A 17,122-nucleotide genomic window follows, 5' to 3' on the forward strand; every position below is an offset into this window, starting at 1 on the left:
ATGAGGCTATCTTGAAAAACAACATAATAGGTTGGTTATTATATGTTTGCTCATCACCGGACACAGGACGTTCATATGAGATTAAAGGCGTGCAAGTGCATCTTGATGCCCTCAGAAGTTTAGTCATCAGCGCTAATCTGTGAGCCCTGAAGTTTCTCATAATTAGGGGAATGAGATAGGAACTTATTACTTTACAATAGCCATCGCTGAAGAAGAGGGGTGACTTGTTAATAATATTTTTGAATACCAGAAAGCTGGTTCACAAAGGAAGTGTTATGAGCTTTGTTGACTAATTTTGATGGTCGAGTTGATGTCTAGATACTTGAAATTGATCAAATTTTATTGGTTAAGTGAATTTTTTAAGTTCATGTTTTAGTAAGGTTTTGATGTTAGTTATGCCAATATTAATGCGATATCTCTTTGATTCACTTTAAAATATTGAGTGAAAAAAAAGCTTGATTTTAGATTATGTTAGTACTAACATAATCGTAAGTGCTAAAAATGCGCTTGTTATATATTGATTTTGCAGCTAATCTTCTCTGTATCTATAAACAGAGAGGGTTTTTCATGCTTGAAAAAAATCACCTAAAAGATAGTTATCTAAACGAGAATCACTTCATTGATAACTACCTTATTCATCGAATTTATCGCTATGACAAAGTCAAAGCGATCACATCATTCCCAAGTATCAAACATCCTAAAGCCCAGCTTTGTGAAAGCACACTTGAAGCAGAGGTTTGCCTCGTCAAAGATTTCGATCCGCGAGTTGTAAAACGTTTGACGCAACCTTTCACTATCGATTTTGGTGATTTTCGTTATACACCTGATGCCATCACTCGTGAGAGTGATGGAAAAGAATACATAGAAGAAGTGAAACCAGCCTCTGAGCTGGATAAACCTCAGGTGATCAAACGATTACGTGAAGTCGAGTGCCGTTTATTTCGCAAAGGTATCAACTTTCGTGTTGTTACAGATGAACTCACATCAAACAGACTCTATATAGCAAACCTTTGGCAACTATATCGCCATCGTAGTTACCCTCACGATCTAACGTGGCTTTCAGAGGCGCGTGCCGTATTTGGTTCTAATTGTCTGTTCGGTGAGCTTTTTCGTTGGATAGGCGAGCAACGTATAAATATCGCATCTCTTTACTATGCTATTGCCCATCGTGAGGTTTTGTGTGATTTGCAGACTCCATTCAATGACCATATGGAGTTGATTCTAAATGCGTGATAGCTACGGTATGTTCAAAAAAAACCAACGAATTGAAATCTTAGGTAAGAAAGGGTTTATTAAACATATTTGCCATGAAGAGACACTCATAAAATTTGAAGAAGCAAAAATTAGCAACGTATTTGAAACGAGCTATATTCAGCAGATGTTCTGTAATGGTAGCCTCAAAATCTTAAATACTGAGACTCTGATACCAACAAAGGAGATGCTGACCGAACGTGAATATGCGGAACTGGAACGCAAGCGATCGTATGTTGATCACGTTCTGGCTCATTCATCAGGAGAGCCTACATCGCAAGATGCATATGACGATATGTTGGCGGTGATCCCATCCCAAATCGGCGATTTAAGTCCCCCGTCTAAATCTACACTTGCCCGCTGGGTTAAGGGTTATAAAACAGCAGGGTCACACATAATGGCGTTTGCTCCTCGAAAAACGGGGCCGAATCGTAAAAGTCGTGTGCCACTAAGCCGCTTAGATGATATCTATGATGCTTTACACTTAGATTATTTGAAACGAAATAACAAGTTCCTTAGTACTATTTATAAGGAACTTGAGTCTGGGTGGAAGCATAATAATATTAGCAACTTTCCGTGTCGTTCAACTTTTTATAAGGAGGTTTACGCCTACTTAGAAGAGGGGGAGGTCATTGCTGCAACAAAGGGTCAATCAGCAGCGAACAAACATGATCGTTTAGCCATTGATCAATACCTTGTTACCTCCATTTTAGAGCGGGTAGAAATTGATTCTGCTTATATCAATATTGGTTTGTATGATGACGATGGTAATTATCTTGGCCCCGCTATTTTAACTGTTGCTATTGATGTATACCTTACGAATCCCCACAAAATACCTTTGTAGTTCAATAAGTAGACACGCACCTTACCTTCTGATCTAATGAATTCACCACAAACACAAAAGATTGAAAGCAAGATGCGTGATATTCAAATTCTACACGAGTCGCTGGAAAATCAATGCCCTAACATTCACAAAAAGAGACTAAAATCACTCATGGACTCGGTGCAATCATTGCTTAGCAATGATGCACTTACGCTTACTTTGCTTGGGCGCTCTCTTCCTTCAAAGGCCAAAACGAAACACTGTATTAAGCGAGTTGACCGTTTATTAGGTAATAATCACCTGCACCACGACAGACTCGATATTTATCGGTGGCACTGTCATCAATTTTGTTCGGTTAATACACAGCCCATTGTCTTAGTCGATTGGGCTGATATCCGCGAATACGAACGACTCATGGTACTAAGAGCATCTATTGCTGTAGATGGTCGTTCTGTTACGCTTTTCGAGCAAACTTTTACTTTCAAAAACTACAACTCTCCACGTAGTCATCAACAGTTTCTCGATAACTTTAAAGCTGTTTTACCCTCGCATGTCACCCCTATCATCGTGACTGATGCTGGCTTTCGTAATACATGGTTTAGACAAGTTAATGACATGGGTTGGTGTTATCTTGGACGCGTAAGAGGAGATGTAAACGTCTTAATAAAAAACCAATGGCAACACATCAAGCAGTTGTTTAATCAAGCGAATAGCAAACCTAAATATGTCGGATTCACACAGCTAGCCAAGCGAAACCCATTGCAATGTCATCTTCATCTCTATAAAAAACAAACACCTAAAAAGCGTAAAGACAGGCCAAAAGGTCGAGAACACTTCTCCGCCCAGGCAGTCCATAAAAAGTCAGCACTAGAGCCTTGGCTGCTGGCGACTAATATCCCAACCAATATATTTTCATCTCGATGTATCGTCAGGCTCTATACCAAACGCATGCAAATTGAAGAAACATTCCGAGACTTAAAAAGTCCACAATATGGTTTTGGCTTACGCCAAAGCCGCACTCATGACCCTAAGCGCTTCGAAATTTTACTGCTCATTGGTCTGCTCGCTTTTATGGTCTATTGGTGGTTTGGAATAATTGCAGAACATAACGGTTGGCACCGCCACTTTCAGGCAAATTCAGTAAAAGACCGACGCGTTTTATCATTTGTTAGGCTAGGAAAAGAGGTCTTCCGACGGCTGGAATATCACATCAATGAACCAGCAATACGCTGGGCGCAATCCACCCTAATTCTAATGGCAAGGAACAATTATCGTGCGTAAATTATGTGGGGATCCGCCAGGATGTATACAGTCGCGCGATCTTAGGTATATCCCTAGAAGTTGGGCGAAAAGGTGAAAGTACCGAGCATATCGTTGATTGCTTGCGAAGTGCCATATTGCCTAAAACCGATAATGAGGCCATTCCTGAGCAATTTCGTAAAGGGTGGCCTATGTGTGGGAAACCCGCACAAATTATCGCTGATGCAGGTGCTGGATATGTATCAAAAGCATTTACTTTATTACTGTCCTTTCTAGATGTGTCGCGCCAAACCACCCAAGTTAGGCGACCATGGAAGAAGCCGTTTATCGAACGCTTCTTTCGAACATTACGTACCCGCTTTTTACAAACGATGCCTGGCTATATGTCTTCAGGGCGAAAGACTGAAGAATTAGAGCCCGATCAGACACTAAAAAGAACGGCAACGTTAACGGTCAATGAGTTTAAAAATTGCTTGTATCACTTTATCGTAAATGACTACCACCATACACCACATAAAAGCCTTAATGGGGCGACACCATTTGACACTTGGGAGAAAAAGGCAGCGTACAGCGGAATTAGTTTTCCTGAACAGGCTCAGGTTATTCGTATGCTATACCCGCGTTTGAAGGTAGCAACATTGGATCCTTTTAAAGGTGTTCAGTACGAAAATCTTCGGTTCAACTGTAAAGAACTTCGAGATCTTTATTCAAAAATTAAGAAACGTTCGGATAAGAATAACCCAAAGGTAGAACTACTAGCGACGCATGCAGATATGTCTCATGTTGCGGTTGTTGATCCTATTACTCAAGACTTGATTCACGTCAAATGCGTCCACCCAAGGGTGGTTGCTGGTATGACATTGGCTGAGACGAAAAGCTTTAACGGAACAATTCCCGCTGGTGTTACTGGGCCTGTGGTTAATTATGCGGGAATGACAGCGGATAGTGTTGAGCGCAAAAAAGCCAAAGATGCTAAGGCGAAACGTGATCGACAAAAGGCAAAGGCTGCTAAGAATACGAATAAGCCAGCCAAACTTGATGAGCTGCACGATCTTATGGAACTGCAGTTAAATGATGAGTCATCGCATAAGCCTTATTTAGGTGCTGACGTAGATGATGACAATTTTACTGGTTTTAGTAAGGGGCTGTGGGATGATGAAGAGTAGTGTTTTAGCCAAATATCGTAATGATGTTCAGTTAGGTTTTAAAGCGACAAAAGTTGAGCATCCGCACTATAAATTAGCCAAAGAGTGTCTGGTTAAGGCCATTGGCTTTTCAGGCACTGATGACTTTGAGTCTGTGGCGATTAGCGGCCCCACCGGTGTTGGTAAGAGTACGCTATGTCGGGCTTTTCGTGACGAGGTTAACAGCCAGGTTCCGCTCAATTCTGATGAATTGCCCGTTGTCGTTATTACGGCCAAAAATGTCACGACACCTAAGTCATTTTTTAGCGCGCTGCTATATGAGCTTGGTGATATTGAGCCGACCAAGGGTACCTCGGAAGATATGAGAATACGGCTTCGTATTCTTATGCAAGGACGAGGCGTGTTGATGATTATTATTGATGAATTTCAAGACTTGTTTGAGGGATATACGGGCGAGAAAGCCTTTAAAACGGCAATGTTTTATAAGGGGTTTATGAAAGAAACACTCATCCCGATAGTTATTGCTGGTACAGAGTCCGTCGAGCATGTGTTGCAAGTTGATGGGCAGTTTCACCGTCTTTATAACTTATATCGGATCCCAAGCTTTTCTATCGATACCCAGCAGGATACGGAATATTACAAGTATTTTGTTGATAAGTTGATGAAGCGCTCACCATTACCATCATCTGTCGTGTTTGAAGGCAAGATGTTGGAGCGACTATTTCTCGCGACAAGCGGTAGTATGGCCTTACTTAAAAAGCTTATAACCGAAGCTATTCATGTGGCTCAAAAGCGTGATTGTACGGAGCTAAGCAAAGAGATCTTTGCCGATGCTTTTTCGAGTTATTTCAAGCTGAGGGAAACGCAGCTAGGGTTTAATCCTTTCCTGGCAACTAGTCAGCAGTTGAATAAGAAACTGATGAGGGGCGTGATCTGATGGAGTTTGGTGCACGTGATGAGCACTCTCTGGCAGTTCGCCGTCCGCCAATGCTTGGAGAAAGTCTCAAAAGCTTCCTGTTACGCCTGGCTAACGTTAATGCCTGCAAATACAAGACATTAGTTAAGCACTTGGGGTTTGGGCCGAGCACGTGGTTTACGCCTGGTTCGGCGTCAGAGTCAATGATGTATACGGCGTTAAGCAAAGTGCTTAACGTCAGCGAACAAGCGCTGTTGGAAATCCTAAGAACACCATCCATGAAAGATCTATGGATACCCAGTGTGATAGGGACGAGTGAAATGAAGGTACGCACAGTTCGGGCTTGCCTTAGTTGCTTGTCTGAGGCTCCGTATCACCGTCAGGCATGGCAGCATGCGATGTATTGTGTATGTACGAAACATAATGAGCAGATGATTGATTGCTGTCCACATTGTGGAAATGGCCTTGAACTGGACTTTTGTTTGAATGGACGTTGCCATGACTGTGGCTCTCATATGTCAGATGGGCCTGTACAGGTAATGACTGTGCCTGTATGGCAGAAGGAAGTATTTCAAGGAGCTCAGTCTAGAGAGTTACTTCAATCGTTATTGGGGATGAGCATGGTTGCTGTTCGGCCGTTGGATTTATTCACCTCGGATATCCGAGTGAGGGACATGCGTGTCGTAGAAGTGATGGCGTTGATGCAAAAGGCCTGGAATTTGCTTCATAGTTATACTGCTAGGCAGACACTAAAAGAGGCTCTGAATCGCCGTTGGCATGAGGTGAACCAGGTAATGGGTGAAGAACTACCTCTGACGCTGTACCGTGAGGCTACAGCATTAGCCTTGGCTAATGATAATGCTAGTGATGGCAAATTGGATGCACCGGTATTTGAAAGTGACTCGCGCGAATTTGACATCATCAAAAGTACGAAGCGTTTTGCATTCTTGTGTGAAGGTGACTCTACAAGAGGCCTTGTAAAGGCCACCCAACTAATGAATTTTCTTGGGATAAAACCGAAAGATTTTGAACAGTTAAGACAGGCTGGGGTCTTTATCCAGATCAATCCTAAGGCAGCTAAGAAAGATGCGCTTTATTGTTTAGAGGCAGTTGCACGCCAGTTTTCAAAACTGATTCGGGTTGATAACGTTGAAGCAGGATATGTGGCATATGAAGAGTTTGTACCGGTAGCGTGTAAGTTCATCTCTGGGCTGCATGAAGGCAGCGTGTTAGTGGATATATTTAACTGTGATTTCCCTACACAGTTGCTGTCAAATCAAAAAGGAACAGTTATTGAACGATTGTATGTACACAAAGAAGCTTTTTGTGAACAGTACACAGAATGTGACATTTATGAATATCAAACGGTTCCAGTAACGTTTCTGCCAGGTTTCTTTGGGACTCAGATGCCCAATGTCAGGGCCGCGTTAAAAAGTGTTTTTGTACAAAAGGTTATGGGTTTTGATGTCTTAAGAGCAAAAGAAGATATTCCAACATCTGCTTTAAAAGAACTTCATGATAACTACCTGATTTTAAATAAGTGGGCATACTCACATAGCAAGAGTAAGACTAAGTGTCTGTGTGCATTGAAGCGGGCTAAGGTCGAACCCCTAGTGAGGGTCAATGAAGAGCATTGCAACTCTTTTGAGATATATCCTAAGAGTGCAGAACAAGTACTACTTGATAGATATGATGAGTTGGCCCAGAACTATAAGGGTAGGAAGCGAAGGCGAAAAAGTGAGTTTTAAAAGTTAAGAGCACCTGATTTATCAGGTGCTTTTTTTTGTCTGAAATCTTGAAACTTTGCGATTTCAAACAGGGTTTATTTTTATATTAATATCATCATAGAATCTGCTATATTAATTATTAATATGGCTTTCCAGACAGCGCCATCACTCTTCTTTACTTTCTAGGATATCTGGCAGAAATCCCACGAATTACTGGATTTCTTCTGATAATCTCGCAAATTGTCGGATTTTGTACAATTTAAAGTTGGACAAATCTTCCTAACTTATTGATTTTCAAATACCCCAAATCTCATTAAATATTGGACATGACACCAGCCTCATTTGGGATTCTGTATAGCTAAATGAGATTCTGATTTTCTTCTTATCCTACTGTTTTTAATCGTTTTATTACTTAATGAGCATTTTGATGCAAATCAGCTTGTCTAATTTAGGTAGTGGAAACCTGAAAAGTGAGAGTCTAGGAGCTTGAATTACACACGCCAGCAAAGAGAACTGTATAAAGTGAATATTGGCCGTTATTACGTGAGGGTTTGTCACTGCTGGTGGTTAGAACCTAATCAAATTAGATCCCCGATGCAGAACATGAGTTAAGTGCGCGATTTTCCTTCCTGCTTAGCCTTACATAGCCGATAGATTTCAATGTGGTGAACACCTGTCTGCCAGGTGGCGCTTAAAAATTGCGCATTTAGCTCTTGTTGTCTTATAAGTTGGTAGTTAATACCTGGTTAATTAGACTTTCGTCAAGTTACATATCCAATCAGTTGGTATTATACCGCCTGCATTTTATTACTACGCATGCGGGGACGTACCCGAGGGCGGTAGCGTACTTAATGCTCTTCATTATTGAACTTGTTGTATGCGGCTTGGGTGATCTTTGGAGAGATATATACGAACACAGATCGTATATCTTGCGGGTATATCTGCGGATTTGGTGGGGATATACGAATTCAATTCGTAGAAGAAAATGTTAAACGATAAGCTACGAAAGAGGAAAAATGGTCGACCCAATTAATCATCATTATTTGCCAAAATTTTACATTAATAAGTTTGGCTTTCAAAAGAAAAAACGAAAATATAAGGTGTATAGTTTTGATAAATTGTTTAATAAAAATATTATTCCAATGGATACAGGCAATATTTGTTGTGAAAAGCATAGAAACACTTTAGAACTTGATGGCGAAAAATCATACTGGGTTGAATATTCGCTAAGTGAGTTGGAAGGGATTTTTTCAAAATTAATTTTAGCTGTTGAAAATTTTTTTCTAGTAAAGAGATTCGAATCAATTAGGCTGTTAAGAGCATGCTGTTACGATAAGATCGCACTGAATGAACACTTGTTTTTTTTCATGGAAAAGAAGTTGCCTAAGAGCTACTTTACGAGAGTGATGGAATATAGGCCTTTTATATATATATATGAACCTCGCTCAACGTTTGATGTCAAGTTTATGTTGAGCTCAACAGATGTTTCGGCACTAAAAGAAATACCTGAAGCAATAAAGTTGATTTCATTCTTTATATCAACGTCATTCTGGAGGTTAGAAAAGAATGATTTGAATTTTGACCTTAAGTTTAAACTTAATGAAGTGACCCAATGTTTTGAAAAAGAAGTTTCTGGTTTTGATAATGAATTCAATTCATTGCTAGAGTCGAATGTTAAGCCATTAGTTTCGGATATTAGCAGTGTTATTGATTGCGGTCAAAATAAAAACTTAAAAATCATTTACAGGAATTTAATATATCCAATATTTTCTTCTTATTTAAGTGATGTTAGTGGTGATTTGAGTTTTTATGTAGTTAAGAGCCCTAAAAATAACATGTTGAGTTCTGATTATCCATTTATTTTTGATAATAGCTTAGGCCTGAATATGAAGGCTCCATTTGTTTTTGTATGGTCATCAAAGTATATACTTTTAGCCAGTAGGCAGAAGCCTATAATAGATGATGTTGAAGATTTTTGCTTTAAAGTATCAGTTGTTAGTCATTTACAGTCGAGTCGGTATTCATTTTGTAATAGTAAAGAACAAATGTGTAGTGTAATAGATGCAGCACAAAATTATAATGATGTTGAACTCATGGATTTAAAAAACGAGATACTAGCTCATCTGTTATAAATCGTTTAACAAAGCAATCAAGGTGACCCGTTACACTCGGCGGGTTTGGTATGGAGTTCGGTGCGCTTTGTTGGTTTTGCGTGGGGCACCTTATCGCAGGTCGTTATGTGCTATTCAATCAGGTAAAAAGGAGGTGCTTGAATGAAGAACTGGGTAGTGGAATTCTTAATAGTTTTTGTGAATTCAACTAGAATGCAAGTTGCTTTTTTATTGGGGGTAGTAGCTTTTACTATAACTCATAGTCTTGGATGGTATTTCATAGAAAATGCTAATGATAATATTCAATTTGGCGTGTTAAGAGAATTATTCGTTCATAAACTTGGCCATAGGTATGATAAGGCTGCATTGTTTTTTCTAGTTTCATCTTGGTGTTTGGTTTTTAAATTATTTAGAAAAGAACGGAATCGGATTTAACTTAAGTTCAATATGTCGGTGTAATTATGGAAGAATTCAAAAAATATAGTGAGCTTACTAAAATTGATAATAGATACCTTTCTCTGGCTCAACTTACAGGTACTATACCTGATTTGAAGAAGATTCACTCAGCTTTAGGTGAAATACATTTAAACTCTGAAGTTCCTGCTGATATTAAAAGCCAGTTTAATGTTGCTCGGAATATGGCGCTTTATAGCTACTTTTTGTATTCATTAGTACCAGAGGTTCAGCTTAAATCTTACACAATTATTGAATATGCATTGAGATTGAAGGCAGAAAAAGAAGGTGTGAACAAGAATGCGAAAAGGCCATTAATGTTGCGAAAACTATTGGACTTAGCTGTTAAGCAAGGTTGGGTTAAAGACAGTGGTTTTCGTCATATTAATGATCCTTCAAGTTCGAATGACTGGTGTAAGAGCATGGTTCATACTATTTCTGATTTAAGAAACTCACAGGCTCATGGTTCTACCATGTTAACACCTGATTTTTATCATCATATTTGTGTTTGTGCTGATTTTATAAATCAACTTTTTCCTGGCAAAGCAAGCACATAACAAGGGCATTAAGGTGACGCTTAACACTCGGCGGTTTTGGTTTGAAGTGTAATTGGTTTAGTAAGTAATGCGTTGCGCACCTTATGCCAAGGCGTTATGCATTAGGAGGATGTAATTGAGAGTTTTTGGACATATTCCTGGAATAAAACCTGGTGATAAATTTAAAAACAGGGATGCTTTGTCAAAAGCAGGTGTTCACTGTCCTACGGTAGCTGGTATTAGTGGCTCAAAACTGGAAGGCGCTGATTCAATTGTGCTCTCAGGAGGATATGAAGATGACGAAGATTTTGGTGATGTCATTATTTATACGGGGGCAGGTGGACAAGATACTAGGAAAAAGCAGGTAGCGGATCAAACCTTAGATTCAGTTAATCTTGCACTTGCTAAAAGTAAAACTGATTGCTTACCTGTTCGAGTCACTCGGGGCTACAAACATAAAAATGAACACAGCCCTGATTCTGGGTATCAATATTCAGGCTTGTATCATGTGGAAGATTATTGGAAGGAGTTAGGTAAATCTGGCTATATTATTTGGCGCTATAGGTTAGTTGCTGAAGATGTAAACATAATCATTGATGAAGTAAATGAACCTCCAGCGGAATATGGAGCCCCTAAAAGAAAATCCACTAGTTCAAATAAATTAGTTAGAGATTATAGAAAAGCATTAAATGTTAAAAAATGGTACAAATATAAATGTCAAGTATGTGGTATAGCTATAGAAACTAGCGCTGGGTTGTATGCAGAAGCCGCCCACATAAAGCCATTAGGTGAGCCCCATAATGGTCCTGATAGTGAGCATAATATTTTGTGTCTTTGCCCTAACCACCATGTGATGTTTGATAATGGTGGTTTTACTATATCGGATGACTTCACTTTAATCGGTATTCCAGGTGAATTGGTAACTGTAAAAAAACATAAGATAGATATACGTTTTATTCACTATCACAGGGAACATTATCAAAAAAATGCATAACAAAGGCATTAATGTGACGCCTGACACTCGGCGGTTTTGGTTTGAAGTGTATTTGTTTTAGTAAGTTCAGCGTTGGCGCACCTTATGCCAAGGCGTTACCCGACTTGGTTGAGTTCTTTTTGCTTACTTTACTCCGCAGTCGCTGTGAGTTGGTCAATTCCAGAAGTATTCGTATGCAGTTAGAATCGTTAGTCGTTCATAGCGGCTTCTTATTTTTAAACATCTTAACGACTTGCGTGAATGTTCGCTGGTAACCGCGCCAACTTCTGTATTGGTTTTAACCATGGTTCGGCCGTGGCGGTTGGTGCTCTGCGTACTTACTCGTTCTTAAATTTCTCAGCTATTGCCGCACCATTGTCGAGGATAGCCGCTTTCAATATTGCGGTCGGTGCGTTGGTAGGGAAGTGGTTACATTTTGGTGGTTGCCGAAAGAAATAGAATTGTGGGCGATGTTCGCGGCTTTGGTTTGGCTGCGTTGTTATTAATTTCATCGCAAATGTAAGGTGTGGGTTCACTAGGTAAACCATAGTGCTAACATCATCGTAGCCGCTATTTTGTGGGTAAACGCGCAGTAATTTTCGTGGTTATAGTTTTGAGTTTATCTGCCTTGAGTTGGGTGTTTGTCGCGCTGAATCAGCGCAGTTTTCAATTGCATTTCATCATGGCAGGCAAGCTGCTTTAGCCAAGTCGAACGGCCGGGTAACAAAGGCATTAAGGTGACGCTTAACACTCGGCGGTTTTGGTTTGAAGTGTATTTGTTTTAGTAAGTTCAGCGTTGGCGCACCTTATGCCAAGGCGTTATATGAAAAAGAGGTTTCCGAGATATAATGAGAAAATTTAACCGAGATAGTGCATTTTCTATTGCGGTAAAAGACCCTGATAACCTTGATAAGCAAGAGGCAATTCTTGAATCTTTGGTGATTGGGGATTCTTTGTACCTCATAAAAGCCAATAGCATTTATAGAATGCTTACTGCGGATTCAATCGATCCGGAACGTACTGAATTAGGTACTAAACATTCGTATGAAAAAGTAGCTGATTTTGGTTGCAGTTCTGAGTATGTAGCCAGAGTCCTGATGCAAGCGGTAAAGCTTGTGCCGTTTATTAACAGCTCAGACGCAGAAAAAGATGAGATTCTATCCCATATATGGGGATTGAACAGCCAGCTTCTAAATTGCAGAAATGTTGTTTCAGAACTTGAACACCTCTATCAAGAGCTGATTCCTAAATGTAATCAAATCATTTCTGGTAACCAAAATAATGACTTTCTCCCAGCATTACCCAAGGTTCCTGAATTAGACTCTAAAGTTCGAGTTTACCTTACAAATGCTAAGCTAGTGTTGATAGATACTTTCAAGTTCTTGTCTCTATTTTATGCGATACCAATTAATGATAGAAACGAATCACACTTTAATAAGCATGTAGAGTTTTTGAATGAAAGTTTGGGTGCAGACAACGAAATAGTAAAATTGCTTGCTCAAGATTTTGATTGGATTCGCTTGCTTTCAGAATGCCGCAATGCGATAGAGCACTCAGGGGAAGGACAACGGATAGAGGTCGAGAATTTTAGTATTAAACCCGGTAATCGGTTTTCACTTCCAGTGTGGACATATGATCTAACAAAAAAACTCAAAGTAAAAAAAGGTCCACATGACTTATTAAATGACTTAGATGTTCTTTGCTCTAACATGATGCACCTGATCGAGGATCTAATAGTTTTGGTAGTAATGGATAAGCTTAAAAGTCATCCTATTCTTGCTCTCTATAAGATAGATGAACAGGCTCTCAAGAGTGAGTGCCCAGTTCGGTATGATGTAACGTTAAAAAACAATATGGTGAGCTAGCTAAGTTTTCATATAACAAAAACATCAAGTTGACGCGTTACACTCGGTGGTTTTGGTTGGGAGTTCAGTGCACTTGGTGGGTTCACCGTGGCGCAACTTATGTTAGGCGTTAGGCTTTAAGGAGGTAATATGAATTTCAACTCAGAAAAAGAAGCTAAATCATATGCACTTTCAGCAACAACTAAGCATGCCTCTGAAAGTGATCTTTTACGTCGTATTTCAGAATGCAAGCGTTATCAAGAGTTGTTCTCTGATGATTTAGAGCAGAAAAATTATTGGCTCAAGATTGAAAAAGAGTGCACGGAATATTTAAATAGTGAAAAGTTTAAGTTAGGCCAGTACCACTCAGGAATTGACGAGTTATTGTTAGAGCTTATTGAAATTAGGGCTCTTATGTATTCTTTTGAAAATGTAGAAGTACAATCAAATCCATTTCAAGCATATAAACTACATTCTCAGTGGTTGAGTGGGAATACATACAAGATATTTGCTATTTATGGGAAATTGTTAAATAGTCACAAAAGTGACAAGTCACTAAAGAATGTTTGGTGTAATGTTAATAATTACCTTCAGATCGAAAATTTCACAACAAAAGAAGAAGTTTCTCAAATCACAGAATTTATAATGGGTCTGAAAAACAATACTTCAAATGTTATGAAGTATAGAAATAAAGCCATAGCACATAATGAACAACAGCCGAATGTTCAATGGTCAGATGTAGATCGAGATTTGAAAGGTTTGTGTCGAGCTTGGTCACTTATTACAATGTGGACGTCCATAGGCATTATGTCGCCATTCGATGATAATCAAGTAGCTTTTTCAGGTTTTGAGCCTGTATTAACTAAACAAGAATTGGCAAGTTTAAAAGTTGCTAGAACAGAGTTTTTGAAGCAAGTACGACAGTGGTGTACATGGAACTTCGTAACAGGAAACTTGGAAAGTGAGCGTGCGCCATTTGCAGAAATATCATTGAGAATCAAAGCCTAACAAACAATTTAAGAGTGATTCCTAACGCTTGGTGATTTTGGTGTAAAATTGGGCTTTAGTGTTTACGGTGGTTTTATCAAGTTACGTGGTTGCGTTACTCACACCTTAATTGGGCGTTACCCGACTAGGTTGAGTTCTTTTTGTGTGCTTAACTCCGCTGTTGCTATGAGTTGGTCAATTCCAGATAAATTCGTATGCAGTTAGAATCGTTCTTTGTTCATAGCGGCTTCTTATTTTTAAACGTCTCAATGACTTGCGAGAATATTCGCTGATAACCGCGCTAACTTCTCTATTTGGTTTAACCATGGTTCGGCCGTGGCGGTTGATGCTCCGCGTACTCACCAGTTCTTAAATTTCTCAGCCATTACCGCACCATCATCGAGGAATACCGCTTTCAATATTGTGGTCGGTGCGCTGGCAGGGAAGTGGTTACATTTTGGTGGTTGCCGAAAGAAATAGAATTGTGGGCGATGTTCGCGGCTTTAGTTTAAGCTGCCTTTTAATCAACATTGGCACGCGTTTCTGGTTCATCTTTTCTAGGTAAACCATAGTGCTAACTTCATCGTAGCCGCTATTTTGTGGGTAAACGCGCAGTGATTTTTGTGGTTATAGTTTTGAATTTGTCTGCCTTGAGTTGGGTGTTTGTCGCGCTTAATCAGCGTCTTTTTTAATTGCATTTCATCATGGCAGGCAAGCTGCTTCACCCAAGTCGAACGGCCGGGTAACAATGGCATTAATGTGACGCCTGACACTCGGCGGTTTTGGTTTGAAGTGTATTTGGTTTAGTAATTTCAGCGTTGGCGCACCTTATGCCAAGGCGTTATATTTTTGAGGTTGGTAATGGTTAAATTAACAGAAGTTGATAAAAATGGTAATGAACATCGTGTTACAGGTCTTAAGTTATTTGGTAGTGATTACCCTCAAATAATTACCTGTGACAAAATTAAACCTGGGGATGTATTGTTTTGTTATCAAGATCCTAAAAGTGAGTCATTTTTTAATAAGAAGAAAACAAAATTAATTCAAAGTAAAACGAAAGGGATCTATGTTCACTGTGGTATATATCTTGGTAATGATTTAGTTGCAGATGCAGCAGGTAAGTTTGTAAGAACAATAAAACTTAATGAATTTATTGATTCATATTCATATATTGTAGTTTCTCGTTGTGAATACGTAAAAGAAGATAAAATAACGAAAATGATTGCCTACGCATATAATTGCGTTGAAAATAAAATTGAGTATGATTTAGGTGGCGCAATAAATTTACCTAAAAAACGAATGGAACATAGACGCTTTATTTGGGGAAATAAACCTAAACCAAACATCGAAAAGAAAAATGATAAAATGTTTTGTTCTGAGTTTGTTTTGAATTGTTTCAAAGCTAGTGGCTATATTTCAAAAGATGACAAGACATATGTTGCTCACATGTGGTCACCAACAGATTTGGCTCATGATGATTTACTATCTTTTCAAGGATATATTGCTATTAATGGTATTGAAAGCATTCATAGGGACGATATATTTTTGCTGTAAAATATAACAAATGCATCAACACGATTTGCTACATTCGGCATTCTAGGTTTCTTTGAGTTTACCGTGTTAAGTGGTAAATTTGAGCTTAATCTGCATGGTAGCAAACGTGTTATGCAGGCTACATGGACTCCCCCGATTGTCAACAACAGCGTCAGGTAATATAAGGTTTGGGACTGCCGCTCTACATTCGGTCTGTTTATTGGCATATTTGCCATGACCCTGATGAAACTACGCGGTTGCGGTTCCTTATTCGTTAGAAGGCATTTTTATTGCCCGCCTGCATATCAGGTTTTCCCGCAAATGGTCTGAACCATATATCATCATTGGCTATTGCTATGACCCGGTGAAGTTTATTACTCCCTTTTAAATGGGCTTCTACAGCTGTTAGTTTTTAATCGGTTCGTAGTCGGTATCGTGACGAAGTAGCGACCAGATAATTCGCGCATTCTTGGCTGCCAGTGCCACGGTCGCCCGTTTGAAGCCTCGTCGCTCAACGAGGCCTTTACACCAGAGGCTGAGCCTGTCGGTTTTATCACCGAGGTTGGCAATGACTGCCCGCGCACCATGTATCAGCAATGTTCGAAGGTACTTATCGCCTCTCTTAGTGATACGGCCTAGCCGAGGTTTACCGCCAGTCGAGTATTGGGAAGGAACGAGGCCCAGCCACGCAGCAAAGTCACGGCCTTTATCGAACTGCTCACCCTTACCGATACTGGCAATAACTGCCGTAGCCGTGATTGGGCCAATACCCGCTACTTTCATTATTTTCTTGGCATTATGGCTACGTGATACCAGCATATTGAAGCAGTTTTCTTGATCTTCAATGCGTTGGTTGAGTGTTAAAAGATGGTCGTAACAATCGGCGATAATCGCCCTCGATAAATCAGGTAGTTGGTTATCGGCATCTTCCAATGCTTCGGGTATTGCGCGTTGGAGAGCATGCCGACCGACAGGGGCGATGACACCAAATTCGGCGAGCATAGCTCGAACTTGATTGAGTAATCCAGTACGTTCATGCACCCAGTTTTCACGCGCACGGTGAAGTAACAGAATGGCTTGTTGGTCTGCAGATTTGATTTTAATGCAGCGCGTTGAAGGACGGGCGACAGCAACACAAATAGCAACGGCATCATTGAGGTCGTTTTTGGCGCCCGTTCTGAAAGGTGCCACATATTTGGCCGCCATAATTTTTGGCGTATGACCGAGTTTAGTCAGTTCACGAGCCCAATAATGCGAAGCCCCACAGGCCTCCATACCGATGATAGCCGGTGGGATATTGGCAAACGTCGTTAAAACGTTAGACCGCGTTATTGTTTTGTGGATCAGTACCTTGCCTGTAGGATCTTCGCCGTGGATACTAAAGCTATGCTTGGCTAAATCAATGCCATAGATAGAGAGTGACATGGTGGCCTCCAATAAATTTGGTCGTCAGACATTACCAAGTGTGGCAGAGCCTGATGAGAGGGGAGTCCATGCCATTCGTTATGTCACTTGGAACTCATGTACTAGTAATTACAACTTACAACGATTAAAATTAACAGT

At 39.9% G+C, this 17,122-nt stretch carries 15 protein-coding genes; 13 read left to right on the top strand and 2 right to left on the bottom strand.

The window, feature by feature from the left end; genetic code table 11:
* Window positions 1-567: 567 nt before the first annotated feature.
* The 12 genes from OCU77_RS08070 to OCU77_RS08125 all read left to right on the top strand — a co-directional run bounded on the left by OCU77_RS08070 (window position 568) and on the right by OCU77_RS08125 (window position 14,047).
* Complete coding sequence (locus tag OCU77_RS08070; protein WP_261855999.1) at window positions 568-1,233, top strand: hypothetical protein; 666 nt, start codon at window positions 568-570, stop codon at window positions 1,231-1,233.
* Window positions 1,226-2,095 carry a hypothetical protein gene (locus OCU77_RS08075; RefSeq protein ID WP_261856000.1) on the top strand — a complete coding sequence of 290 codons (870 nt, stop codon included), beginning with the start codon at window positions 1,226-1,228 and terminating at the stop codon, window positions 2,093-2,095. Before OCU77_RS08070 ends, OCU77_RS08075 begins: the two co-directional genes overlap by 8 nt.
* 72 nt (window positions 2,096-2,167) lie before the next feature.
* Window positions 2,168-3,355, top strand: a complete 1,188-nt coding sequence (locus OCU77_RS08080; RefSeq protein WP_261856001.1) for an IS4 family transposase — start codon at window positions 2,168-2,170, stop codon at window positions 3,353-3,355.
* A gap of 116 nt (window positions 3,356-3,471) precedes the next feature.
* The gene (locus OCU77_RS08085; RefSeq protein WP_244915190.1) at window positions 3,472-4,500 is read left to right on the top strand and encodes a hypothetical protein; all 1,029 of its coding nucleotides are present in this window, start codon (window positions 3,472-3,474) and stop codon (window positions 4,498-4,500) included.
* Entirely contained in the window at window positions 4,487-5,416 is a 930-nt protein-coding gene (locus OCU77_RS08090) for an ATP-binding protein (RefSeq protein ID WP_162845640.1), read from the top strand. Before OCU77_RS08085 ends, OCU77_RS08090 begins: the two co-directional genes overlap by 14 nt.
* Window positions 5,416-7,143, top strand: a complete 1,728-nt coding sequence (locus OCU77_RS08095; protein ID WP_107303182.1) for a TniQ family protein — start codon at window positions 5,416-5,418, stop codon at window positions 7,141-7,143. The genes OCU77_RS08090 and OCU77_RS08095 overlap by 1 nt, the downstream gene beginning before the upstream one ends.
* Window positions 7,144-8,138: 995 nt before the next feature.
* Window positions 8,139-9,254 (top strand): DUF4238 domain-containing protein, encoded by a 1,116-nt coding sequence (locus tag OCU77_RS08100; RefSeq protein WP_107303181.1) that lies wholly within the window; start codon window positions 8,139-8,141, stop codon window positions 9,252-9,254.
* A gap of 141 nt (window positions 9,255-9,395) precedes the next feature.
* The gene (locus OCU77_RS08105) at window positions 9,396-9,668 is read left to right on the top strand and encodes a hypothetical protein (RefSeq protein WP_048901094.1); all 273 of its coding nucleotides are present in this window, start codon (window positions 9,396-9,398) and stop codon (window positions 9,666-9,668) included.
* A gap of 26 nt (window positions 9,669-9,694) precedes the next feature.
* The gene (locus tag OCU77_RS08110; protein WP_048901095.1) at window positions 9,695-10,243 is read left to right on the top strand and encodes a hypothetical protein; all 549 of its coding nucleotides are present in this window, start codon (window positions 9,695-9,697) and stop codon (window positions 10,241-10,243) included.
* 115 nt (window positions 10,244-10,358) lie between these two features.
* Window positions 10,359-11,216, top strand: a complete 858-nt coding sequence (locus OCU77_RS08115; protein WP_048901096.1) for a YDG/SRA domain-containing protein — start codon at window positions 10,359-10,361, stop codon at window positions 11,214-11,216.
* 827 nt (window positions 11,217-12,043) lie between these two features.
* The gene (locus OCU77_RS08120; RefSeq protein WP_107303180.1) at window positions 12,044-13,060 is read left to right on the top strand and encodes a hypothetical protein; all 1,017 of its coding nucleotides are present in this window, start codon (window positions 12,044-12,046) and stop codon (window positions 13,058-13,060) included.
* Between the two features lie 129 nt (window positions 13,061-13,189).
* Window positions 13,190-14,047, top strand: coding sequence for a hypothetical protein (locus tag OCU77_RS08125; protein ID WP_048901100.1), 858 nt, complete (start codon window positions 13,190-13,192; stop codon window positions 14,045-14,047).
* Between the two features lie 536 nt (window positions 14,048-14,583).
* Here the strand turns inward: OCU77_RS08125 and OCU77_RS08130 are convergent.
* Complete coding sequence (locus tag OCU77_RS08130; RefSeq protein ID WP_048901139.1) at window positions 14,584-14,781, bottom strand: hypothetical protein; 198 nt, start codon at window positions 14,779-14,781, stop codon at window positions 14,584-14,586.
* Window positions 14,782-14,887: 106 nt separating this feature from the next.
* On the opposite strand from OCU77_RS08130, the gene OCU77_RS08135 reads away from it, so the two are divergent.
* A complete protein-coding gene (locus OCU77_RS08135) occupies window positions 14,888-15,580 on the top strand; it encodes a YiiX/YebB-like N1pC/P60 family cysteine hydrolase (RefSeq protein ID WP_048901138.1) in 693 nt (230 codons plus the stop codon).
* A gap of 384 nt (window positions 15,581-15,964) precedes the next feature.
* On the opposite strand, the gene OCU77_RS08140 is transcribed toward OCU77_RS08135, so the two are convergent.
* The gene (locus OCU77_RS08140; protein WP_048901126.1) at window positions 15,965-16,984 is read right to left on the bottom strand and encodes an IS110 family RNA-guided transposase; all 1,020 of its coding nucleotides are present in this window, start codon (window positions 16,982-16,984) and stop codon (window positions 15,965-15,967) included.
* Window positions 16,985-17,122 lie beyond the last annotated feature (138 nt).

It is taken from the genome of Photobacterium swingsii (assembly GCF_024346715.1).
Taxonomy (GTDB): Bacteria; Pseudomonadota; Gammaproteobacteria; order Enterobacterales; family Vibrionaceae; genus Photobacterium; species Photobacterium swingsii.

Excerpts from the sequence above, each read along its gene's own strand:
- OCU77_RS08070 (WP_261855999.1), top strand. The coding sequence starts at position 568 with ATGCTTGAAAAAAATCACCTAAAAGATAGTTATCTAAACGAGAATCAC.
- OCU77_RS08075 (WP_261856000.1), top strand. The coding sequence starts at position 1,226 with ATGCGTGATAGCTACGGTATGTTCAAAAAAAACCAACGAATTGAAATC.
- OCU77_RS08080 (WP_261856001.1), top strand. The coding sequence starts at position 2,168 with ATGCGTGATATTCAAATTCTACACGAGTCGCTGGAAAATCAATGCCCT.
- OCU77_RS08090 (WP_162845640.1), top strand. The coding sequence starts at position 4,487 with ATGATGAAGAGTAGTGTTTTAGCCAAATATCGTAATGATGTTCAGTTA.
- OCU77_RS08095 (WP_107303182.1), top strand. The coding sequence starts at position 5,416 with ATGGAGTTTGGTGCACGTGATGAGCACTCTCTGGCAGTTCGCCGTCCG.
- OCU77_RS08100 (WP_107303181.1), top strand. The coding sequence starts at position 8,139 with ATGGTCGACCCAATTAATCATCATTATTTGCCAAAATTTTACATTAAT.
- OCU77_RS08105 (WP_048901094.1), top strand. The coding sequence starts at position 9,396 with ATGAAGAACTGGGTAGTGGAATTCTTAATAGTTTTTGTGAATTCAACT.
- OCU77_RS08110 (WP_048901095.1), top strand. The coding sequence starts at position 9,695 with ATGGAAGAATTCAAAAAATATAGTGAGCTTACTAAAATTGATAATAGA.
- OCU77_RS08120 (WP_107303180.1), top strand. The coding sequence starts at position 12,044 with ATGAGAAAATTTAACCGAGATAGTGCATTTTCTATTGCGGTAAAAGAC.
- OCU77_RS08125 (WP_048901100.1), top strand. The coding sequence starts at position 13,190 with ATGAATTTCAACTCAGAAAAAGAAGCTAAATCATATGCACTTTCAGCA.
- OCU77_RS08130 (WP_048901139.1), bottom strand. The coding sequence starts at position 14,781 with ATGCCATTGTTACCCGGCCGTTCGACTTGGGTGAAGCAGCTTGCCTGC.
- OCU77_RS08135 (WP_048901138.1), top strand. The coding sequence starts at position 14,888 with ATGGTTAAATTAACAGAAGTTGATAAAAATGGTAATGAACATCGTGTT.
- OCU77_RS08140 (WP_048901126.1), bottom strand. The coding sequence starts at position 16,984 with ATGTCACTCTCTATCTATGGCATTGATTTAGCCAAGCATAGCTTTAGT.